This is a genomic window from Nevskia soli DSM 19509 (assembly GCF_000711955.1).
In the GTDB taxonomy this organism is placed as follows: Bacteria; Pseudomonadota; Gammaproteobacteria; order Nevskiales; family Nevskiaceae; genus Nevskia; species Nevskia soli.
Genome location: NZ_JONR01000027.1, coordinates 21189 through 42872 on the forward strand (window position 1 = coordinate 21189; position 21684 = coordinate 42872).

The following is a 21684-nucleotide window of genomic DNA, read 5'->3' on the forward strand; positions in this document are numbered from 1 at the left end:
CCTCTTTTTTGTTTACGGCGTCCCTGCGCCGCTCTATTTGAGCGATAGCCCTATCCGCCCTTCAGCGGATGGCCACGCCCCAGGGCAGCTTGCCCACGTCCACGTTCTGCACCACGGTGTTTTTGGCGGTGTCGATGACCGAAACGCTGTCGGAACGGCCATTGGCCACATAGAGCTTGGCACCGTCCCGGGTGATGGCCATGTTCCAGGGGCGCTTGCCCACGGCAATGGTGGCGGTCACTTCATTGCTATGCGTGTCGATTACCGACACCGTGCCGGCGCCGCCGTTGGCAATGTAGATACGGCTGCCGTCCGGGTGCGCCAGCACGCCGGCGCTGCGCAAGGCGGTGGGAATCTTCTTCACCTCCTTCCAGCTGCCCACGGCGATGACCTGCACCGAATCCGCGGATTCGTCGGCAATGTAGACGAACTTTCCGTCCGTGGTGAACGCCATGCCGCGCGGGTGCCCGCCGCCGGCAATCAGCGCCACCGACTTGTTCTGTTTCAGGTCGATCACATCGATGTCGTTGCTGTTTTCATTGCTGACCAGCAGCCAGCGACTGTCCGGGCTGAACATGCAATGTTCAGGATTCTTGCCTTGCAGAGGGATGGACTTGATCGGCTCCAGCTTTGCGACGTCGATCAGCACCGCTTCGTTGGAATCCTCCGCGCAGGCCGCGGCAATCTTTCCGTCCGCCGAGATGCCGATGCCCTCCGGGCCCCTGCCGGCAGGGATGGACTTGATGACCTTGCCGGTCTCGGCGTTGACCGCGACCACCGAATCGGTGGGCGCATCCACCACCAACACCACCTTCCCGGACGCATCGACCACAGCGCCTTCCAGCTTCTTGCCGAGGGAGCCGTCGCCGGACAATGTCCGGATGACCTTGTCGCTGGCGGTGTCGATGACCGATACGGTGCCGGAACCGGCATTCGGCACATAGGCCAGTTCGGCCCATGCGGGCGCGACGAACGCGAACAGCGGCAATGCAACACCCAGGCTGAACAACTTGGTCATCTTCCGCTTCCTCCGTTTGTCGCATCGTGCGCCGTCGGTACTGCCTGCGGCAGGAATTGTGGATCCCCGCAACATGGCGGCCAAAGTAAGCCCACGACGTGCCGGAGATCAACAGGAAAATTTCACGACCGCGCCACGTCGCCGCCCCGGGGGATTTTCCCTGTGCAACGTCGATGGGATGGTGTTGTCATCCGCATCGATCCTGCTGTTTCAAAAACGCTACACTTCGCAGGCGACAGGCAAGCAGAAAGGGCGGATTGCTTCGATTCCCGGAGCTTACGACAGGCACGCCCCGCTGCGGCACCCGTGGTGGCATGCCGCTTGCGGTCGATGGTTCCAGATGCAATCCGGCACACAGACCGGCAGTTTTTTCGATAACCGAGGTGGAGGAGTTATGTCGTCCAGCGGTGCCGTCTCTCGCGCGGCTGGCTTGCCGCTACCGGGAACCCCGGCGGCCGTCGCGGCATTGACCGTCATCGCCCTGGCTGGCTTCGCCGCAAACTCCCTGCTCTGCCGGATGGCCTTGCGCGGCGGCGCCATCGACGCCGCGTCATTCACCACGGTCCGGCTTGTATCCGGCGCCCTCGTGCTCAACCTCCTGCTGCTCCTGCGCGGCGGATACCGGAGCGGCGGCGACTGGAAATCCAGCTTGGCCCTGTTCGTCTATGCAGGGGCGTTCTCCATCGCTTACGTGAGCATCCCGGCCGGCGCCGGCGCCCTGCTGCTGTTCGGTAGCGTGCAGACCACCATGATCGTGCGCGGCCTGGTCCAGGGGGAACATCCGCGCTGGTACGAATGGTGCGGCCTCACCCTCGCCTGCGCCGGCCTGATTGCCCTCATTTCTCCGGGCCTGTCGGCGCCGCCGCCAGGGAGCGGGCTGATCATGATGGCGGCCGGCGTGGCCTGGGGCGTCTATTCCCTGCGCGGGCGCAGCAGCCGCGACGCCGTTGCCGGCAGCGCCGGCAATTTCATGCGCGCCCTGCCCTTCACCCTGCCTTTCCTGTTATGGGTGCATCTGCGTGCCGGGCAGAATGGAGCACCCGGCTTGCACTTCGACACCCCCGGCCTGGTCGAGGCGATATTGTCCGGCGCCCTCGCCTCTGGTCTCGGCTATGCCGTCTGGTATACCGTGCTGCCCGCCCTCACCGCCATGCGTGCGGCGGTGGTGCAGCTCGCGGTGCCGGTGCTGGTCGCCGCGGCTGGAGTGACCTTCCTGGGTGAGCAGGCCAGCCTGCGCCTGATCGGCTGCGGCGCCCTCACCCTGGGCGGCGTCGCACTGGCCACCTGTTATCCGCTGTACCTGAAACTTTATCGCAAGCCGCAAGAGCGGCATTGAGAGATTCAACGATGAGACGCGCCCGCAACCACATTCGATCCAGTACCGGCAAGGCCATCGCCTGGCGCCGCAGCGCAGGTGCCTCGGTCAGCCTGCTCGCCGCCTGGTGGTCGGGCACCGCCCTGGCGGCCGAGCCGACCACGACGCTGGGCCAGGTGACCGTAACCGCCACCCGAACCGCACAACCGGCTTACGATGTGCCAGCCTCTATCGACGTCGTTTCCGGCAGCGCCTACAACGGCGACACCCTGGGGGCGAACCTGTCCGAAGGTCTCTCCGCCATTCCCGGCGTGCTGGCGCGGAACCGCCAGAACTATGCCCAGGACGAGCAGATCTCGGTACGCGGCTTCGGCGCCCGCTCGCAGTTCGGCGTGCGCGGCGTGCGCCTCTATGTCGACGACATCCCCGCAACGCAACCGGATGGCCAGGGCCAGGTATCGCATTTCAATCTGGGCAGCGCCGAACGCGTGGAAGTCCTGCGCGGACCGTTTTCCACACTCTACGGAAATTCCTCGGGCGGCGTGATCTCGCTCTATACCGCCGACGGCAGCGATCCACCGCAGCTCAGCGTCAGCGCCAGCGGCGGCAGCTACGGCGTCTATCGCACCAACCTCGACGCACGCGGCACCGCCGGCCCCTTCGATTACAACACCGACTACTCCCATTTCTCTACCGACGGCTACCGTCCGCACAGCCGCGCGCAGCGCGATTCCTTCAATGGCAAGCTCAACTTACAGGCCGGACGCGCCGGCAAGCTGACGCTGGTGCTGAATTACTTCTCTTCGCCGGAATCGCAGGATCCTCTGGGCCTGACCCGCACGCAGTTCGATGCCAACCCGCGGCAAACCGCCAGCGTTGCCGACCAGTTCAACACCCGCAAAAGCGTGGAGCAGATCCAGGGCGGCCTGATCTACGACTACACCATCAGCGAGCGGCAGAGCGTGCGCGTGCTCGGCTACTACGGCGCCCGCCAGGTGCGGCAGTTTCTCTCGATTCCGGTCTCCGTGCAAAGCAACCCAGCCAACTCCGGCGGCGTGGTCAATCTCGACAGCGGCTACGGCGGCGCCGACGCCCGCTGGACCTGGCATGCGCCGCTGGCTGGCCGGCCGCTCAGCGTGGTTGCCGGCTTGAGCTACGACGAGTTATCGCAGCATCGCCGCGGCTATGCCAACTTCACCGGTGATGGCAGCCAACCGGACGAGTTGGGACAGCAGGGCGTCCTGAAGCGCGACGAAACCAATGATGTCTACGATCTGGACGAGTACCTGCAAGCCAGCTGGCTGTTCGCCGAGCAGTGGTCCCTGCTGCTGGGCGTTCGCCATAGCATGGTGCAGTTCGATTCCGCCGATCACTTCCAGTCCAACGGCGACGACAGCGGCAACAAGGGATACTACGCTACCACCCCGGTCGGCGGCTTGCTGTTCAAGCTGAAGCCTTGGGTGCACCTGTACGCATCCTACGGTGATGGTTTCGAAACGCCCACCTTGAACGAGCTGGCGTATAAGCCCGACGGCGGCCTTGGCTTGAATTTCAGCCTGAAACCTTCGCACTCCAACAACGGCGAACTAGGCGCCAAATTCCAGTTGCGGGAACACACGCAAGCGCAGCTGGCCTTGTTCCAGGCGGTGACCCGTGACGAAATCGTGGTCGGCCCGACCAGCAATGGCCGCAACACCTATGTCAATGCACCGCGCACACGACGCCAGGGTGTGGAAGCCTCTCTGGACACCGAACTGATGCCGCTGCTGAAACTGCAACTGGCCTATACCTATGTAGATGCGGTGGTACGGGCCGATTATTGCCAGGATGGCACCACGACCTGCCTGCAAACACCCGGCAGCACCACGCGGGTAAGCACCGGCAATCGTATACCCGGCGTTGCGCTGTCCGACGCTTATGCCGCGCTGCATTGGGGTGCCGATAGCGGTTGGCATACCTCCCTCAATGCACAATACGCCAGCACCGTACCCGCCAACGACATCAATACCTCGCACGCGCCTTCCTATGCATTGCTCGGAGTGGACGGCGGTTACACGTTCGACCTGCCGCACTGGCGCATCAATACCTTCGTGCGGATCGACAATCTGCTCGACACCAACTACATCGGCTCGATCATCGTCAACGATAGCAACAAGCGTTTCTTCGAACCCGGTTCTGGGCGCGCCGTGCTGGCCGGGCTCAGCTTCAACTGGAAATACTAAAAGGCGCATCGCCGGGCCGTTCGGATTGCCCGAACGGCCCGGAACAACGGATCGACGTCTTGCCCTGCTTCAGCTCTTCAGAACACCGGACAGTTTTGCCGCTTGTATGGAGAGTGCATCCATCAGCGGCGGACTGAGGCAGTCATAAGGCTCGAGGTGCAACTGCCTGAGCCGGCTGCGTACCTCGCCCATGAGGGCCGGGTCGAAACCCGACTCGATGATCGAGGACACGAAAGCGGCAAAGCCCGGCTCGGACCAGCCCGTTTCCGCGGACAGCTCGGTGTGCACGAAATCCAGGCCGAAGAAGGCGTGGCTGGTGTTTTCGATGCGGCCGAACATGTGCACGCCGCAGCCCTTGCAGGCATGCCGCTGGATGGTCGCCTTTGGATCGACGATGGCCAGCTTCTCGGCATGCTGCGTCACGCTGACCTTGTCGCGGGAAACCACCGCGATCACCGCGAACGTCGCGCCCTTGGGCTTCCAGCACTTGGTGCAGCCGCAGGCGTGGTTGTGAGCGGTCTGGGCCTTGATCGAGACCTTGACCGGATCCTGGGTGCACTTGCAGACCAGTGTGCCGCCGGCAAAATCCTTTGCAGCCGGCTTGAAGCCATTATCGACCGAGGGATGAATTGAAAATGTGCTGGACATTTCTCACCTCCGCCCGATGGTAATGGCGTGCGCGCCCTTGTGGAAACTTTCTGTACTCATGGCGACTCCTCCATAGATTGAGTGTGGACAACTGATCGGAAACGCAGTCCCCGGTCGAATGCGCGCGGAGCGAATTCCATCGCGCGGCGCAATCGGGGTTGCTCGGTGACCAGGCTGGGCACGGTCATGGAAATCGAAGGGCTCGACGCCGTCGAAATCCGTACCCAGGTCAATGGCCGTCCGATCATGTCCGTCCTCTTATCCTGGGATGTGCCGCTTGCCGGGGAGATCCGTTCCGCCATCCTCATGGCGGGGATCGATTCGTGAACCATCGGAGACGGCAATCTCCGCTTCCGCGTCGGCCTCATGCCGGCGGATGCCGCCGACGTCGTGCCGCACCAGACCGTGACGATGCATCTTGCGGTACATGGTCTTGCGGCTCAGGTGCAGGCGCACCGCGGCCGCGCTGACATTCCAGTGGCACGCTTCGAGCGTGCGCCGCAGGGCGTCGCATTCGGCGCTTCCGAGCACATTATCCTCGTCCGCGTCACCCTCGCCGATCACCGCGGCCGCAGCGGCGACTTCGGCGCGCGGCCTGATACGACCGCCGGTCAACCAGCCCTCATCGAAATCGTCGAGGCTGAGATAGTCCGACTCGCGCAGCGCCAGCATCATGCACAACACATTGCGCAACTGCCGCAGGTTGCCCGGCCAGGGGTAGCGCGCCAGGCGCTGTACCAGGGCCTCGTCGATCTGCACCGGCGTACGCTCGCCGGCCTCGATGCGCAGCAGGTAGCGCACCACATCGGCGGCGTCCTTGCGCTCGCGCAGCGGCGGTATGGTCAGGGTAATGCCGTTCAGGCGGTAGTACAGATCATCTCGGAACTGGTTCTTGGCGATCATCTCCACCGGATCGCGATGGGTCGCGCTGATGACGCGTATGTCCACCGCCACCGGCTTGCTGGCGCCGAGCGGAACCACTTCGCGTTCCTCGATCACCGTCAGCAGCCGCGCCTGCAGGGGCAGCGGCATGTCGCCGATCTCGTCCAGGAACAGCGTTCCGCCGTTGGCCTGCAGCACGCGACCGATATTGCCTTCGCGCGTCGCGCCGGTGAAAGCGCCCGGCTTGTAGCCGAACAACTCGCTTTCGATCAGCAGCTCCGGAATCGCCGCGCAGTTCACCGATACGAAGGGCTTGTCGGCACGCCGGCTGGCGCTATGGATGGCCTTGGCGAAATAGCCCTTGCCGGTGCCGGTTTCACCAAGCAGCAGAACCGAAATATCCCGATTCAGCACGCGGCGCAGAATCTGCACATTGCGCATCATCACCGGATCGGTCGGCTGCATCACGTCCAGTGCATCGGAAACCCGGGCGCCGACCACCACCGACTTCGGCGCGCGGCGGAATTCATCGGCTGGCGGCTGCACCACGGCGAAGAACTTCTGATGTCCGAAGCGGGTCGACAACGGCTCCGGACGGAAGCCGTGACGCATGCCCATGTGCAGCAGCGTCGCCAGCGGCACGTCCAGGATCGTGTCGATGCGCTGACCACACAGCGACTTGTGATCGCGGTAACCCAGCGCCTCCAGGGTGCAGCGATTGGCGCCGATGACGGTGCCGCCCTCGTCAAACGCCAGCACGCCTTCGCCCGGGGTACAGACGAACTCGGCGCAGCGGTGGAAGCGCAGCACGTGATACTGCTTGCAGGATTGCAGCAGCGCGCGGTTCTCGATGTTCTGCGCCGCGATATCCACCAGCGCCAGCGTGTGCGTCTGCGCCCCGCTGGAACTGCCCGAGATATCCAGCGCGGCGATCACCCGGCCCTGCATATCGAAGATCGGCGCGGCCGAGCAGGTCAGCTCGGTGTTCTGCACCAGGAAATGATCGGACCGATGGATGACGATCGGCTCCCGCGTCATCAGGCAGGTGCCCATGCCGTTGGTGCCGAGCTCCTGCTCGCTCCAGACGGCGCCTTCGCGGAAGCCGCTGCGGCGGGCTGTCATCGAGAACGCCGGATCGCCGACGTAGCTGAGGATCACGCCGTCCTGATCGGTGAGCATGATGCCGTATTGCGTATGCATCATCTGCCGCGACAGCCCGAGCATCTCGATACGGGCGATCGGCAGCACCGCACCGATACGTTCGCGCCGGGCGTCGAGATCGCTGCGCTCGACCATCAGGGGTTTCTTGACCTGCAGCGGATCCAGGGAGTAGCTCGAAAGGCAACGACTCCACGAATGACGTACCGCCTGGCCTACGTCGCTGCTGTCGCCGCGGCCTTTCACGGCCGATTCGATCAGGCGTGCATGGCCCTGACTATCCTGTCTTAAACGCATGGTCCTCTCCTCCGTCATGTTTTCCTCGATGCACGTATGCATTCGGGTTTTATCAGCGACGGTGAAAGTTCCAAGCTTGTAGCCGAATGGACTTCCCTGCTGCGTGGAACAGTACCACCGCTGTTATCCATGCAGCGTACTGCGATTAACCTCCTGCGAAAAGCACCGCTTGGCGAAAAGTGGTTAATAAATTCAATATGTTCAGCCATGCAGGAAGCATGAACAGCTGCAAACGCCCCGGAATGGACGGTTCCACCTTCCATTCCGGGGATAAATCCCGCCCGGGAAGCCGCAAACGCATTGGCGTTGCGTCCGGGCATGATCAGAAGCGGATTACCGAACGGATCACCTTGCCCTCATGCATCAGGTCGAGGGCCTTGTTGATGTCCTCCAGCGGCAACACCTCGGTGATCATCTCGTCGATCTTGATGTCGCCATGCAGATAGCGATCGACGAAACCCGGCAGTTCGGTGCGTCCCTTGACGCCGCCGAAGGCCGAGCCGCGCCAGACGCGTCCGGTGACCAGCTGGAATGGACGGGTGCGGATCTCCTCGCCGGCCCCGGCGACGCCGATGATGATCGACTCGCCCCAGCCCTTGTGGCAGCACTCCAGCGCCGAGCGCATCACGTTGACGTTGCCGATGCACTCGAAGGAGTAATCGACGCCGCCGTCGGTGAGATCGACGATTGCCTGCTGCACCGGCACGTCATAGTCTTTCGGATTGATGCAATCGGTCGCGCCCAGGGCCTTGGCCATGGTGAACTTGTCCGGATTGGTGTCGACCGCGATGATGCGGCTGGCCTTGGCCATCACCGCGCCCTGCACCACCGACAAGCCGATGCCGCCGAGGCCGAACACCGCCACGGTGGAGCCGGGCGGCACCTTGGCGGTATTGAGCACCGCGCCGATGCCGGTGGTGATGCCGCAACCGAGCAGGCAGACCTTGTCCAGCGGCGCCTTCGGATTGATTTTCGCCACCGAGATTTCCGGCATCACGGTGTATTCGGAAAACGTGCTGGTGCCCATGTAGTGCAGGATCGGCTTGCCCTTCTGGGAGAAGCGCGTGGTGCCGTCGGGCATCAGGCCCTTGCCCTGGGTCAGGCGGATCTTCTGGCACAGATTGGTCTTGCCGGATTTGCAGAACTTGCACTCGCCGCATTCCGGGGTGTACAGCGGGATGACGTGATCGCCGGGCTTGACGCTTTTCACACCCGCGCCGACCTCCTGCACGATGCCGCCGCCTTCGTGCCCGAGGATGACCGGGAACATGCCTTCCGGATCCTTGCCGGAAAGCGTGAAGGCATCGGTGTGGCAAACCCCGGTGGCCACTATCTTGACCAGCACCTCGCCGGCCTTCGGCCCGGCGACATCGATCTCTTCGATCGAAAGTGGCTTGCCTGCTTCCCAGGCAACCGCAGCTCTTGACTTCATGTTCTTGCCTCCATCCTGTTGTCGTTCCGATCGCGGCCACGCACCGGCGTGTCCTGCCGTTGTTGAATCACCCGCATCCCCTGCTGCGATCCGCCGTTTCTCCGGCACCGCGTCAACGCGTTTCGCGGTGCGCCTGGAGATATGGATAGCAGCCAGCGTGCCATCTTCCTATATGTCATAAAATCTTTATTTATCAAATAGTTAAAACACCAATATCAGCCATTGTGGAGTTTGTCGCGCAGACCAGAGTCGAGCGCGCTACAGCCATGGGCCAGATGTGACACAACCGTCGTGAAAAGGGCATCCGGAACGGCGCGGCTGGCAGAAAAACTCCATTGCCAATCGCGCCGGTCACCGGCCCTCTAGGGCGTGGCCGCTTCCGGCTGGTCGCCGAATTTCTTCGAAGGACTGCCGTGATAATTGGAACGGACAAACGTGAGGATCTTCCACAGGTCGTCGTCGGTCTTGACGATGGCACCGTGCGGCGGCATCGGGCCAACCACGCTTTCCTGGGCCTTGCGCGTATAGCCCCGCTTCTGCAGTTCGTCGGTACCCAGCGTGACCAGGCGGAACAGGGTGTCGTCGTCGCCGCCGTAGACCCAGGTGTCGTTGGTCAGCGGCGGGCACATGCCGCCGCCGCCGTTGCCGCCGTGGCAACCGTTGCAGCCGGAATGCATGAACAGCTTCTGGCCCTGAGCCACGATATCTGCGTTATCGTCCTTGTAGGGGTTCTTCAATGTACCTTGCTTGGCAGCGTTGACCCGGTCGAGCGGCGGCACCGGCCCGGCGGGGACACTCGCCGCCGGCTTGGCCGCATCGGAACTGGAAGATCCATTTTCCTGGGCGCAGGCCGCCGCGGCGACGGCGAGCACGATCAAAGCGCCACCCAAAACATTTTTCAGCACAGCGTTTCTCCTTCGTAGGTCTAATGAAATGGTCATCCGTGCGAGTCGATGGCCTCGGTCGCACTTGAACCGGCATTGGATGCCGATTGCTCCAGCAACTTGATCACCGCCTGGCTGTCCTTGTCCTTGGCGATGGCCAACGCTGTCATGCCGTTCTCGTTCTGCGCGGAGGTGTCGGCGCCGGATTTGATCAGCATCGCCGCCAGATCCGCCTGGTTCGCCGCCGCCGCGATCATCAGCGCAGTGACGCCGCCGGTGTTCTTGGCATTGACGTCGGCGCCGTGATCGATCAACGCCTTGGCCGACTGGTCGGCATGACCGGCAACCGCCAGCATCAGCGGCGTGTAGCCGCTGCCGATCCTCTGGTTGACGTCGGAGCCCGCCTGCACCAGCGCCACGGTGGCCACATCCTTGCTGTACTGGGATGCGATGGCCAGCGCGGTCAGGCCATTGGGATTCTTCGCCTTGAGATCCGCCTTGTTCGCCACCAGCAGCTTCACCAGGTCGCCGTCATCCATCCAGGCGGCGGTCATCACCGGCGTCCAGCCGTCGCTGTCCGTTCCATTGACGTTGGCCTTGTGCGCGATCAGGTACTTGACCATGTTCAGCGAGGTCTTGCGGATCGCGTTGAGCAGCGGCGTATAACCCTGCAGATCGCGTGCATTGATGTTCGCGTGCTTCTTCTCCAGCAGATAGCTGACGCGCACCATATCGTCCGCGATCACCGCATTGTTGAACTCGTCATTGACCTTGGCGCCGTGCTTGAGCCATTCGTCGAGTTGGGCGATGGTCACGCCCTGCGTATCGGCCGTAACCGGATGCGGCTTGGGCGGCGCATAGGGGCCGTGCGCCGGCAGATCGCCGTCGATCAGGCAGGACTCGCACTTCACCAACGGCACGCCGAAATCCACCAGGATCGCACGAATCTTGTCCTTCTCCTTCTTCATGGCCGCCTCGACCTTGTCGTGCAGATCGCGGTTGCGCATGCGCACGGCCAGGGCCATATCGAATTCCATCGGCACCGCGTCGTCCATCAGGTTGACCGGCTGGATCACCAGCGGCGCCTTTTTCACCGTTTTGTAGTAGCCGGCGAACGGCCCCCAGATGGCGGCGACGTCAAGTTGGCCGTTGACCACCTGCTCCATCTGGTTGACCGGCTGGTCGTTCGCCACCAGGTCGGCGTCATGGCTGAGGTAATGCACCACGGTATTGCTCTTGACGTCGTGTTGCGCCAGGGCCTCCCGCACAGAGGAAGTCTGGTAGACGCCGACCTTGAGCGTCTTCAGCCGCGGATCGTCCAGATTCTTGAAATCGAACCCGCGATCGTTACGGTAGGCCAGCACGAAGGTGGTGCGATACAGCGGCACCGTGGTCATGACACGCTCCGCATCTGCGGGCATATCGAGCATCAGGTCGCACTCATCGGCATCCAGCGTAGTCCTGGTCAGGCCGCGCTCGATGCCGGGGCGATAGTAGTACTGGACGCCGGTACCGAGAGACTCCGCGATCACCTGCGCGATCTTGTTCTCGAAACCTTCGCCCTTGTTGTTGGATATCGGCATGTTGCCGGGATCCGCGCAGACGCGCAATGCGGCGAGATTGTCGGCGCCTATCGCGGCGCCGCTGATCGCCAGCAGCAGGACCGGTAACGCCGAGCGAATTGCTTTGCTCATCACTGTCTCTCCTCGGTATGTTTTTTATGTGCTGCTTGGACCACTGTGCGCAGCGGACAATTCAACTCTCCGCGTACGCATCCGCAAATTCAAGCGCGCCGCATACGCTCGTGAGAATTTCCCGTGGCGCGCCTTGCAAACAAAGGACGCCCGATGCCATTGCGGGCACCGGGCGTCAGTTACCGCTTACAGCTCACCACCTAGGTCGTTAGTCCACGCGGAACGTATACAAGGTGCCGCCCATCGGAATCTTGTCGAGGTTGGCCGCCTTGGTCATCGCGGTGGCGCCGATGGCGCCGAACTTGTCGCTCAGATCCAGGCCAGCGGTGACCGGCAGGCCGATCCAGCCGCCGATGCCGCTCCACACGGACACATACTGGTGACCCTTGATCTTGTAGGTGATCGGGTTGCCGATGATTCCGGAACCCAGGCGCCGCTGCCACAGGATCTTGCCGGTCTTGCGATCGACAGCGCGGAAATCACCAAGCAGATCGCCGTAGAAGGCCAGGCCGCCGTCGGTAACCAGCGCTCCACCCCAGTTCGGGTAAGCATCCGGGATTTCCCACACGGTTTCGCCGGTCAGCACGTTGAACTTCTTGAACTTGCCGGTGGTGCCGGGCTTCTCCGGATACATGTAGACATTGGCGAACACATAGACCGTGCCCTGCTGCGTATGCGCACGTTCCTGCGGCTCATCTTCCATGCACCAGTTGTTTGTCGGGCAATAAGCCATGCCGGGCTCGCTCGGGTCGATGGCGCAAGGCTGTTGATCCTTGCCGCCCATCGCCGACGGGCAAGCCTGCACGTTGCCGTTCGGACCGAATGGAGAATGCTCCTTCACCTTGACCGGACGGCCGGTCTTCAGGTCGATCTTCTCGGCCCAGTTCGCGGTGACGTACTTGTTGGCGCGCAGCAGCGTACCGTCGGTACGATCCAGCACGTAGGAGAAGCCGTTGCGGTCGAAGTGGATCAGGACCTTGCGCTTCTTGCCGTCGACCGTCAGGTCTTCCAGCATGTTCTCGTTGATGCCGTCGTAGTCCCACTGGTCGAATGGCGTCATCTGGTAGGCCCAGACGGCTTCGCCGGTATCGATCTTGCGGGCGAAGATGGTCATCGACCACTTGTTGTCCTGCGTGCCGTCGTTGCACTCTTCGTGCGTCTTGGCCTTGCAGCGATAGGACGGGCTCCACAGGCCAGGGTTACCGGTCGAGTAATAGAGCAGATTCAGTTCGGGATCGAAGCTGTACCAGCCCCAGGCCGCACCGCCGCCGCGCTGCCACTCGTCGCCGGGATAGCTGCTGATGCCGATATCCTTGCCGGCGGTGCCGTATTCCGGATGCGCCTTGTTGGTGTCCGGCGTCAGGCACACGTCCTTGTCGGAACCGGTGCTGTAGCACTCCCAGATCTTCTTGCCGTCGGCGAGGTTGTACGCCGTCATGCGGCCGCGGGCTGCGAACTCGTCGCCGCCGAAGCCGATGATGACCTTGCCGTTGGCGATGATCGGCGCCGGGGTGATGGTTTCACCCTTGGCCGGGAAGGCGTGCTTCACCACCCAGTCTTCCTTGCCGGTCTTGGCATCGAGCGCGATGACAAAGCCGTCGAGAGTACCGAACACCACTTTGCCGTCGGCGAACGACATGCCGCGGTTGACGGTGTCGCAGCAGGCACGCGGCACGGCGGAGTCGTCGCGGTCGGTGGTCTTCTTGTAGTTCCAGATCGTCTTCGGGTGATCGGGATCGCTCAGGTCGAGCCCCTGCACGATGTTGGGCCAGCCGCTTTCCATGAACATCATCGGCGTGCCGTCCACCGTGACCACCAGCGGCTGGCCTTCATGGCCACGCAGCGTGCCGCTGGACTGGGACCAGATCATCTGCAACTTGCCAACGTTGGTGGTGTTGATGTCCTTCAAACGGCTGTGTCGGGTCAGTTGGGTGTCGCCACCCGGTGCCGCCCACAGATTCGGGTCCTTGGCTCGGTCAGCGACTTCATCGGCGACTGCTGATGCTCCCGAAACCGCAACGAGTGCCAAGGCGGCACAGAACATCCCCAGCCTGCTCTTCAATACGGATTCCATACGCAGTTCTCCTCCTTCACATCATGTCTTTATGTCCCGCCGCCACTGCCGGAAAGCCGGCGGGGATTACGGGTTTCTGACGCCGTCCGCATGCGCAAGCATTCGGCTCGACCTATAACTAAGCAGCCGCCGTGCCATCTGCAAGCCAAACAAAATCATGTTTATTATCAATAACTTGATACAACACCCGCATACATAGAACCACCCACCCGCAAAACGTCGGGTCGGCTACGCCACAACGGTGTGCCGGATATGACCCAACCTCCCGACTGCCCTGTTCGCTGCGGGTGGAAGCATCCGCGCCGGCCCTGGCAGATCGCTTCGCGCCGGCAGATTTTCGGATCCCGCAGGCAGCAGCGGACAGGCGCAGGCCGCCACCGCGAACGCGCGCGAATGAAGCAGGAATCAGGATTGGGTTTGCCACCGACGCGGCGCAATGCCCCGGCAACGGAGGCATCGGCCGATTCACGGGAATTGCCTGAATGCCCTTACAGCAGGTTTTTGGCGTGATGCGCCAGGTGATCGGCCATGAAGGTCTGGATGAACCAGTAGGAATGGTCGTAGCCTTCATGGCGACGCAGGGTCAGCGCCTGGCCGGATGCGGATGCCGCCGCTTCCAGCGCCTGCGGCTGCAGCTGCTCGGCCAGGAACTGGTCGCTCAGTCCCTGGTCCACCAGGATCGAGCCCGGATAGGCCTTGCGGCGCATCAGCAGCGAGGCATCCCAGGCTTCCCAGCTCTTCTGGTCCGGTCCGAGATAGTTGCCGAAGGCCTTCTTCCCCCATGGCACCGCCACCGGGTTGGAGATCGGCGCGAAGGCCGACACCGAATGCCAGCGTGCCGGATTGCGCAGCGCCGATACCAAAGCGCCGTGACCGCCCATCGAATGACCGAAGATGCCGCGGCATTCCGTGCTCACCGGAAAATTCTTTTCGACCAGGGTCGGCAGCTCGTCGTTGATGTAGCTGCCCATGCGGTAGTTCGTCGACCACGGCGCCGCGGTGGCGTCCAGGTAGAACCCGGCGGCGACACCGAAGTCCCAGGCATCGGAATCACCCGGCAGGTTGAGTCCGCGCGGGCTGGTATCGCAGGCCACCAGGGCCAGGCCGTACTCGGCGGCGAGGCGCTGCGCACCCGCCTTGATGACGAAGGTCTCTTCGGTACAGGTCAGGCCGGCCAGGTAATACAGCGCCGGCACCTTGCCCTGCTTCGCCTGGGGCGGCAGGTAAACGGCGAAGCGCATGTCGCTGGAGGTCGCCTCCGAGCGGTGCGTATAAAAGCCCATGGTGCCGCCGAAGCAGGCCTGTTCGCTGCGCTTTTCCAGACTCATTGCTGTCCCTTCACGCTGGTGGATTCAACTGGCCGGCCGAATCATTCGGCCGCGGTCATTACAACTTCACTTCGCTGATCTGCAGCACCGGGTGGGTGTTGGTGTAATTGGGGATGTCGCTGAGGATGGACGAGGCATGTGGGCCGAAGGCGGCCTGGAAAGCATCGACCGAATCGAAATACAGATGGCCGAAGGCCAGATAGGTCGGTGGGGTGCCCGGCTCGCCGCCGGCCAGTCCCTGCTCCACTGCCATGTTCTTCAGCGCCGCGCCCAGCTTCTGCTTCACCATCGGCATGTGCTTGTCGCAGTAGTAGGCGATATCGAAGGTGCTGCCCTTGCCGTTGGGATACATCACGCTGACCTTGATCATGTTCTGCTCTTCCGTGGGGTGGTTGCGGCCTACAGTAGCCACGGCAGCATCATTGAACAAGGACTGTGTCGGGTACCACCGAAAAGTGTGTCGTATCTGACACAGGCGCGCCACAATTCAGCCCGAACCGCCGGCGCAATTCCGTCAGGCGCAGATCGCGGAAATCGTCAGCCACGGCGAAGGCTTCGCCGAAATCCTCCTCGGCGAAATAGAAGCTGCGTACGATCAGCACCTGTAACCCGGCGCCGCGCGCCGCCAGCAGGCCGTTGCGCGAATCCTCCACCGCCAGGACTTGATCCGGGCGCAGGTTCAGGGTGGCCAGCGCCCGCGTGTAACACTCAGGGTCCGGCTTCTTGCGGCGCACATCCTCGCCGGCCACGCGGACGCCGAATGCGTCCCGCGTATCCGTATCCAGCGTCGCCGCCAGCAGGCTGTCGAGGTTGCCGCGGCTGGTGGTGGTGACGATACCCAGTTGCAGGCCCGCCATGCGCGCCTCGGCCAGCAGCGGACGCAGGCCGCGGCGCAGGGCGATGCCGCTGTTGCGCAACAGATCCTGATAGTGGCGGTTCTTGCTGGCGTGGATGGCAGCTATAGCCGCCTCGGCCCCTGGCTTCGCCAGCCAGTCCGGATCGTATTCCGCGGCGTAGTGGGTGATGCGCTCCTTGCCGCCGGTGACGGTGAGCAGCGCGCCGTACAGGCGCTCGCTCCAGTGCCAGGGCAGGCGGTGCTCGCTGAAGGCCTGGTTGAATGCGGCGCGATGACCGTCGCGCTCGGTCTCGGCCAGGGTGCCGTCGACGTCGAACAGCAGGGCGCGCAGCTCGCTCATCGTCGCCTCATCCGGCCGTCGCGGCGGCGATGTTGGCGCGCATCCGCGTGATGGTCGCCGCATAGTCGCCGGAGCCGAAGATGGCCGATCCGGCGACGAAGGTATCGGCGCCGGCGGCGGCGATGCGGGCGATGTTGTCCGCCTTGACCCCGCCGTCCACCTCCAGCCGGATGTGCCGCCCGCTCTCCGCCGCATGGCGCTCGATCCGCGCACGCGCCAGCTTGAGTTTGTCCAGCGTGGACTCGATGAACGACTGGCCGCCGAAGCCCGGGTTGACCGACATCAGCAGCACCAGGTCGAGCTTGTCCAGCACATGGTCCAGCCAGTCCAGCGGTGTGGCCGGGTTGAACACCAGCCCGGCTCGGCAACCCTGGTCGCGGATCAGCTGCAAAGTCCGATCGACATGACGCGTAGCCTCGGGATGGAAGGAAATCAGCCCGGCGCCGGCCTTGGCGAACTGCGGAATCAGTGCGTCGACCGGCTCCACCATCAGGTGCACGTCGATCAGCGCCGCGCCCACATGCGGCCCGATCGCCTCGCACACCATCGGCCCGATGGTCAGGTTCGGCACGTAGTGGTTGTCCATCACGTCGAAATGGATCCAGTCGGCGCCGGCAGCCAATACCGCCCGCACTTCCTCGCCCAGCCGGGCGAAGTCGGCCGACAGGATGCTCGGCGCGATCAGCGCGCCCCTGGCGGGCAGGTCCTGCATGCTCAGTGCACCACCGCGCGCAACTCACCCTTGGCGTAGCGGCCGGCCATGCGATCCAGCTGCACCGGCCGGATGCGGCTGGCCTGGCCGGCGCTGCCGAAGGCCTCGAAGCGCAGCTTGCAGATATCGCGTGCCGCCGCGGTCGCCGCCTTGAGAAAGGCGCGCGGGTCGAACTCGGCGGGCTTCTCGCCCATGCTCTTGCGCATCGCCCCGGTCATGGCCAGGCGGATGTCCGTGTCGATGTTGACCTTGCGCACGCCGTGGCGGATGCCCTCGCGGATCTCTTCCACCGGCACGCCATAGGTTTCCTTGATCTTGCCGCCGAACTGGCGGATCACTTCCAGCCATTCCTGCGGCACGCTGGACGAGCCATGCATCACCAGGTGCGTATTGGGAATGCGCGCGTGGATCGCCTTGACCCGGTCGATGGCCAGGATGTCGCCGGTCGGCGGCCGGGTGAACTTGTAGGCGCCGTGGCTGGTGCCGATGGCGATGGCCAGGGCATCGACGCCGGTGGCCTTGACGAAGTCGGCGGCCTGGTCCGGATCGGTCAGCAGCTGGCTGTGGTCGAGCTTGCCTGCGGCGCCGGAGCCGTCCTCTTCTCCAGCCTCGCCGCTTTCCAGCGAACCGAGGCAACCCAGCTCGCCCTCTACCGAGACTCCCACTGCATGCGCCAGCTCACTCACCTTGCGCGTCACCTCGACGTTGTACTCGTAGGATGCCGGCGTCTTCATGTCCTCGCGCAGCGAGCCGTCCATCATCACGCTGGAGAAGCCGCTGCGGATGGAGGCCTGGCATACCGCCGGCGAGGCGCCGTGATCCTGGTGCATGCACACGGGAATGTCCGGATAGCTCTCCACCGCCGCTTCCACCATGTGGCGCAGGAATGCTTCGCCGGCATATTTCCGGGCGCCCGCCGAAGCCTGCAGGATCACCGGGCTGTCGCAGGCTTCCGCCGCCTGCATGATGGCCTGGATCTGCTCGAGGTTGTTGATGTTGAAAGCCGGCAGGCCGTAGTCGTGCTCGGCCGCATGGTCCAGCAGCTGGCGCAGGGAAATCATTGCCATGTAGGGTTCTCCTCGAAGCTAGGCGGATGCAGCGGAGTTATAGGAGCGGGTGACCGCATCGGCCGGACGTGTCGCGGCCAGCACGGCGGAAATGTCGACGATGACGCGTTCGGGGTTGGCGTCCTCGATCGGCAGGCCGCTGTTGTAACCGTAGGGCACCGCCCAGCAGGCCACGCCCGCATTGCGGCCGGTGGCGACGTCGACGCCGGAGTCCCCGATCAGCAGGGCCCGCTCCTTGGGTACGCCGTGCAGCCTGAGGCAGTGCTCGACCGTGGCCGCGTCCGGCTTCTTCACCGGCAGGCTGTCGCCGCAGATGATCGGGTTGAAGAAATGGTGCAGGCCGTGGGCGCGCAACACCGCCTCGGCGAAGCGCGCCTCGCGGTTGGTGACCAGGGCCGTGGCGACGCCGCGCGCGGACAGCTCGGTGAGGGTATCGACGACATGCGGATACACATGGCTGCGGGTGCCGCAGCGCTTTTCATGGAAACGGCCGTACATCTCGATCACCGACTCCATCGTGTTGCTGGCCCGCACGTCAGCCTGCGACAGGCCCGCCGCGTGCGCGCAGGCACGGATCAGCAATTCACGGCTGCCCTGCCCGACCCAGGTGCGGACCAGTTCGTCCGAGGCCTGCGGCAGGCGCAGGGCCCGCAGCACATCGTTGACGGTGTCGCCGATCTCGCCGGCGGTATCGACCAGCGTGCCATCGAGGTCGAACATGATCAGGTCGAACATGGATTCCTGTGCCTTGCAGTGTGTGTCAATTGCCGGAGAGCACGATGTGCGGTTCCGCCTCGCGTTCCTCGCGGCGCTGTTTCGGGATCAGCTGCCGCCCCGCGGCTGCGACATGCTCGGGCGTCAGGCCGAAGTGGCGATACAGCTCGGGCGCCGGCGCCGATTCGCCGAAGCGGTCGATGCCGATCACGGCACCGCTGCGGCCGACGTACTTGCGCCAGCCATCGGGATGGCCGGCTTCCACCGCCAGCGCCGGCAGGTTCGGCAGCAGCACCGCGTCGCGATAGGATGGCGGCTGCCGGTCGAACAGGCTGGTGCAGGGCATCGACACCACCCGCGCCGCGATGTCCTCCCTGGCCAGCAGCTTCTGCGCCGCCAGGGCCAGGCCTACTTCCGAACCGGTGGCGATGATCACCAGTTGCGGCACACTCACGTCGCTCAGCACGTAACCACCGCGGCGCACGAAGCCCGTGCTGGAAGCATCGTACTGCAGCACCGGCAGGTTCTGCCGCGACAGCAGCAGGGCCGCGGGGCCGTTCTCGCGTTGCAGGGCTTCGAGCCAGGCGACGCTGGTCTCCAGGGCGTCGGCCGGCCGCCACACGTCCAGGTTCGGAATCAGCCGCAGGGACGCGGCATGCTCGATCGGCTGGTGTGTCGGTCCATCCTCGCCCAGGCCGATCGAGTCATGGGTGAAGACGTGGATCACGCGCAGGTTCATCAGCGCCGCCATGCGCACGGCGTTGCGGCTGTAGTCGCTGAAGGTGAGGAAGGTGCCGCCGTAGGGAATGAAACCACCGTGCAAGGCGACGCCGTTCATGATGGCGGCCATGCCGAATTCGCGCACGCCGTAGTGCAGGTAGTTGCCCCTGCCTTCGCTGTCCACCGACACGCAGCCCTGGAAATCGGTCAGGTTGGAGCCGGTGAGGTCGGCCGAGCCACCCAGCAGCTCAGGCATGCCTGGGCCGATCTGCTCCAGCGCCTGCTGCGAGGCCTTGCGCGTCGCCACTTCCTTGCGATTGGCGAGGGCGTTGTCGAGCAGGGCCTTGGCCCTCTGCTCGAAATCCGGCGGGAACTCGCCGCCCAGCCGGCGCGCGAATTCCTTCGCCAGTTGCGGGTGCGCCGCGTCGTAGGCGGCGAAGGCATCGCACCACTGCGCCTGCGCGCGGCTGCCGCGCGAACGGGCATCCCAGGCCTCGCGCACATCCCCTGGAATCTCGAACGGCGCATGCGGCCAGTCCAGCGCGGCGCGCGTCGCCGCCACTTCCTCAGCACCCAGGGCCGCGCCGTGCACGCCTTCACCGCCCTGCTTGTTCGGCGCGCCCCTGCCGATCATGGTCTTGCAACAGATCAGCGTCGGGCGCCCATCCGCCTCGCGGGACTGGCGGCGGGCGCGGATCAGGGCTCGGTCCACCGCGCCGGCGTCGTGACCATCGACGCCGCAGATCACGTTCCAGCCGTAGGCGCGGAAGCGGGCCGGCGTGTCGTCGCCGAACCAGCCTGCCACCGGGCCGTCGATGGAAATGCCGTTGTCGTCGTAGAAGGCGATCAGCTTGGACAGGCGCAACGTGCCGGCCAGGGAGCAGACCTCGTGGCTGATCCCTTCCATCAGGCAGCCATCACCCATGAACACGTAGGTGTGATGATCGACGATCTCGTGACCGGGCCGGTTGAACTCGGCCGCAAGAAGCTTTTCCGCCAATGCCATGCCCACTGCATTACTCAAACCTTGCCCCAGCGGCCCGGTGGTGGTTTCCACTCCAGGCGTGAGGCCGTGTTCCGGATGCCCCGGCGTCTTCGAATGCAGCTGGCGAAAATGCTTCAAGTCCTCGATCGACAGGTCATAGCCGCTCAGGTGCAACAGGCCGTAGAGCAGCATCGAGGCATGGCCGTTGGACAGTACGAAACGATCGCGGTCGCACCAGTGCGGGTCGGTCGGGTCATGTTTGAGGTGCCCGTTCCACAGCACCTCGGCAATTTCCGCCATGCCCATCGGCGCGCCCGGATGGCCGGATTTCGCTTTCTCCACCGCGTCGACCGCCAGCATGCGCAGAGCATCAGCCATGCGCTGCGGCAGCTCACGCGCTGCGGGAGCCGGTTGCGGATTGGTGCGTGCGAACATGATCGCCTCCTCAGACACGCCGCTTCTGGTCCATCAGGCGCAGGATCATCGGCGTGAAGATCAGCTGCATCGCCAGGCCCATCTTGCCGCCCGGAACCAGGATCGAATTCGGCCGCGTCATCATCGAGTCGTGCAGCATCGACAGCAGGTAGGGAAAGTCGATGCCCTTGGGATTGGCGAAGCGGATCACCACCATGCTCTCGTCAGGCGTCGGGATATCCTTGGCAATGAAGGGATTGGAAGTATCCACCGTCGGCACGCGCTGGAAGTTGACGTGGGTGCGCGAGAACTGCGGGCAGATATGCTTCACGTAGTCCGGCATGCGCCGAAGAATGGTCTCCACCACCGCCTCCTGCGAATAGCCGCGCAGGTTCTGGTCACGATGCAGCTTCTGGATCCATTCCAGATTGATGATCGGCACCACGCCGATCAGCAGGTCCGGGTAACGGGCGATATCGATGTCCTCGCTCACCGCGCCGCCGTGCAGGCCCTCGTAGAACAGCAGGTCGGTATCGGGCGGGATTTCCTCCCACGGCGTGAAGGTGCCCGGATCCTGCTTGAAGGGCGCCGCTTCCTCGGCGTCGTGCAGGTACTTGCGCACGCGGCCGCTGCCGTTCTCGCCATAGCTGCGGAACATCGCCTCCAGCTCCGCCAGCAGGTTCGCCTCGGGGCCGAAGTGGCTGAAGTTCGGGTTGTCGGACTTCTCGGTGTCCTTCAACGCCTGGCGCATGCCCTTGCGGTCGAAACGGTGGAAGGCGTCGCCCTCGACGACCTGCACCTTGTCGATTTTTTCGCGGCGGAAGATATGCTTGAAGCTCTCCATGACCGTGGTGGTACCGGCGCCGGAGGAGCCGGTGACCGCGATGATCGGGTGTTTCTTGGACATGGTTGGATCGTCCCTTG

Annotated in this window: 17 protein-coding genes; 2 read left to right on the forward strand and 15 right to left on the reverse strand. The window is 64.0% G+C overall.

What is annotated here, in order from left to right:
* Positions 1-61 precede the first annotated feature (61 nt).
* The gene (locus tag BP26_RS0114810) at positions 62-1018 is read right to left on the reverse strand and encodes a beta-propeller fold lactonase family protein (protein ID WP_029921353.1); all 957 of its coding nucleotides are present in this window, start codon (positions 1016-1018) and stop codon (positions 62-64) included.
* 394 nt (positions 1019-1412) lie between these two features.
* On the opposite strand from BP26_RS0114810, the gene BP26_RS0114815 reads away from it, so the two are divergent.
* Together BP26_RS0114815 and BP26_RS0114820 are read left to right on the forward strand one after the other, a co-directional pair.
* A complete protein-coding gene (locus BP26_RS0114815; protein ID WP_084183114.1) occupies positions 1413-2354 on the forward strand; it encodes a DMT family transporter in 942 nt (313 codons plus the stop codon).
* Positions 2355-2365: 11 nt separating this feature from the next.
* Positions 2366-4555 (forward strand): TonB-dependent receptor family protein, encoded by a 2190-nt coding sequence (locus BP26_RS0114820; RefSeq protein WP_051748997.1) that lies wholly within the window; start codon positions 2366-2368, stop codon positions 4553-4555.
* 69 nt (positions 4556-4624) lie between these two features.
* Here BP26_RS0114820 and gfa read toward each other — a convergent pair whose 3' ends face one another.
* The 14 genes from gfa to BP26_RS0114890 form a co-directional block, all read right to left on the reverse strand.
* Positions 4625-5203, reverse strand: a complete 579-nt coding sequence (gene gfa, locus BP26_RS0114825; protein ID WP_029921356.1) for an S-(hydroxymethyl)glutathione synthase — start codon at positions 5201-5203, stop codon at positions 4625-4627.
* Positions 5204-5461: 258 nt separating this feature from the next.
* Positions 5462-7540 carry a sigma-54-dependent Fis family transcriptional regulator gene (locus BP26_RS0114830; RefSeq protein WP_169740720.1) on the reverse strand — a complete coding sequence of 693 codons (2079 nt, stop codon included), beginning with the start codon at positions 7538-7540 and terminating at the stop codon, positions 5462-5464.
* Positions 7541-7862: 322 nt separating this feature from the next.
* The gene (locus BP26_RS0114835; protein WP_029921358.1) at positions 7863-8972 is read right to left on the reverse strand and encodes an S-(hydroxymethyl)glutathione dehydrogenase/class III alcohol dehydrogenase; all 1110 of its coding nucleotides are present in this window, start codon (positions 8970-8972) and stop codon (positions 7863-7865) included.
* A gap of 362 nt (positions 8973-9334) precedes the next feature.
* Positions 9335-9877, reverse strand: coding sequence for a c-type cytochrome (locus BP26_RS28670; protein WP_029921359.1), 543 nt, complete (start codon positions 9875-9877; stop codon positions 9335-9337).
* Between the two features lie 32 nt (positions 9878-9909).
* Positions 9910-11550 carry a quinoprotein dehydrogenase-associated putative ABC transporter substrate-binding protein gene (locus BP26_RS0114845; RefSeq protein WP_051748999.1) on the reverse strand — a complete coding sequence of 547 codons (1641 nt, stop codon included), beginning with the start codon at positions 11548-11550 and terminating at the stop codon, positions 9910-9912.
* Positions 11551-11758: 208 nt separating this feature from the next.
* Positions 11759-13624: a PQQ-dependent dehydrogenase, methanol/ethanol family gene (locus BP26_RS0114850; RefSeq protein WP_029921361.1), complete on the reverse strand. Its 1866-nt coding sequence runs from the start codon at positions 13622-13624 to the stop codon at positions 11759-11761.
* Positions 13625-14112: 488 nt separating this feature from the next.
* On the reverse strand, positions 14113-14952 hold the full coding sequence (fghA, locus tag BP26_RS0114855; protein ID WP_029921362.1) for an S-formylglutathione hydrolase: 840 nt from the start codon (positions 14950-14952) through the stop codon (positions 14113-14115).
* A gap of 58 nt (positions 14953-15010) precedes the next feature.
* Positions 15011-15322: an EthD family reductase gene (locus BP26_RS0114860; RefSeq protein ID WP_029921363.1), complete on the reverse strand. Its 312-nt coding sequence runs from the start codon at positions 15320-15322 to the stop codon at positions 15011-15013.
* 49 nt (positions 15323-15371) lie between these two features.
* Positions 15372-16148, reverse strand: coding sequence for an HAD-IA family hydrolase (locus BP26_RS0114865; protein WP_051749000.1), 777 nt, complete (start codon positions 16146-16148; stop codon positions 15372-15374).
* A gap of 7 nt (positions 16149-16155) precedes the next feature.
* Complete coding sequence (gene rpe / locus BP26_RS0114870) at positions 16156-16860, reverse strand: ribulose-phosphate 3-epimerase (protein ID WP_029921365.1); 705 nt, start codon at positions 16858-16860, stop codon at positions 16156-16158.
* Positions 16861-16862: 2 nt separating this feature from the next.
* Positions 16863-17927, reverse strand: coding sequence for a class II fructose-bisphosphate aldolase (gene fba, locus BP26_RS0114875; RefSeq protein ID WP_029921366.1), 1065 nt, complete (start codon positions 17925-17927; stop codon positions 16863-16865).
* An 18-nt stretch (positions 17928-17945) separates the two neighbouring features.
* Positions 17946-18662, reverse strand: coding sequence for an HAD-IA family hydrolase (locus tag BP26_RS0114880; RefSeq protein WP_029921367.1), 717 nt, complete (start codon positions 18660-18662; stop codon positions 17946-17948).
* 25 nt (positions 18663-18687) lie between these two features.
* A complete protein-coding gene (gene tkt / locus BP26_RS0114885) occupies positions 18688-20781 on the reverse strand; it encodes a transketolase (protein WP_029921368.1) in 2094 nt (697 codons plus the stop codon).
* A 10-nt stretch (positions 20782-20791) separates the two neighbouring features.
* A complete protein-coding gene (locus BP26_RS0114890; protein WP_029921369.1) occupies positions 20792-21667 on the reverse strand; it encodes a phosphoribulokinase in 876 nt (291 codons plus the stop codon).
* Positions 21668-21684 lie beyond the last annotated feature (17 nt).

Excerpts from the sequence above, each read along its gene's own strand:
- BP26_RS0114810 (WP_029921353.1), bottom strand. The coding sequence starts at position 1,018 with ATGACCAAGTTGTTCAGCCTGGGTGTTGCATTGCCGCTGTTCGCGTTC.
- BP26_RS0114815 (WP_084183114.1), top strand. The coding sequence starts at position 1,413 with ATGTCGTCCAGCGGTGCCGTCTCTCGCGCGGCTGGCTTGCCGCTACCG.
- BP26_RS0114820 (WP_051748997.1), top strand. The coding sequence starts at position 2,366 with ATGAGACGCGCCCGCAACCACATTCGATCCAGTACCGGCAAGGCCATC.
- gfa (WP_029921356.1), bottom strand. The coding sequence starts at position 5,203 with ATGTCCAGCACATTTTCAATTCATCCCTCGGTCGATAATGGCTTCAAG.
- BP26_RS0114830 (WP_169740720.1), bottom strand. The coding sequence starts at position 7,540 with ATGCGTTTAAGACAGGATAGTCAGGGCCATGCACGCCTGATCGAATCG.
- BP26_RS0114835 (WP_029921358.1), bottom strand. The coding sequence starts at position 8,972 with ATGAAGTCAAGAGCTGCGGTTGCCTGGGAAGCAGGCAAGCCACTTTCG.
- BP26_RS0114845 (WP_051748999.1), bottom strand. The coding sequence starts at position 11,550 with ATGAGCAAAGCAATTCGCTCGGCGTTACCGGTCCTGCTGCTGGCGATC.
- BP26_RS0114850 (WP_029921361.1), bottom strand. The coding sequence starts at position 13,624 with ATGGAATCCGTATTGAAGAGCAGGCTGGGGATGTTCTGTGCCGCCTTG.
- fghA (WP_029921362.1), bottom strand. The coding sequence starts at position 14,952 with ATGAGTCTGGAAAAGCGCAGCGAACAGGCCTGCTTCGGCGGCACCATG.
- BP26_RS0114860 (WP_029921363.1), bottom strand. The coding sequence starts at position 15,322 with ATGATCAAGGTCAGCGTGATGTATCCCAACGGCAAGGGCAGCACCTTC.
- BP26_RS0114865 (WP_051749000.1), bottom strand. The coding sequence starts at position 16,148 with ATGAGCGAGCTGCGCGCCCTGCTGTTCGACGTCGACGGCACCCTGGCC.
- rpe (WP_029921365.1), bottom strand. The coding sequence starts at position 16,860 with ATGCAGGACCTGCCCGCCAGGGGCGCGCTGATCGCGCCGAGCATCCTG.
- fba (WP_029921366.1), bottom strand. The coding sequence starts at position 17,927 with ATGGCAATGATTTCCCTGCGCCAGCTGCTGGACCATGCGGCCGAGCAC.
- BP26_RS0114880 (WP_029921367.1), bottom strand. The coding sequence starts at position 18,662 with ATGTTCGACCTGATCATGTTCGACCTCGATGGCACGCTGGTCGATACC.
- tkt (WP_029921368.1), bottom strand. The coding sequence starts at position 20,781 with ATGTTCGCACGCACCAATCCGCAACCGGCTCCCGCAGCGCGTGAGCTG.
- BP26_RS0114890 (WP_029921369.1), bottom strand. The coding sequence starts at position 21,667 with ATGTCCAAGAAACACCCGATCATCGCGGTCACCGGCTCCTCCGGCGCC.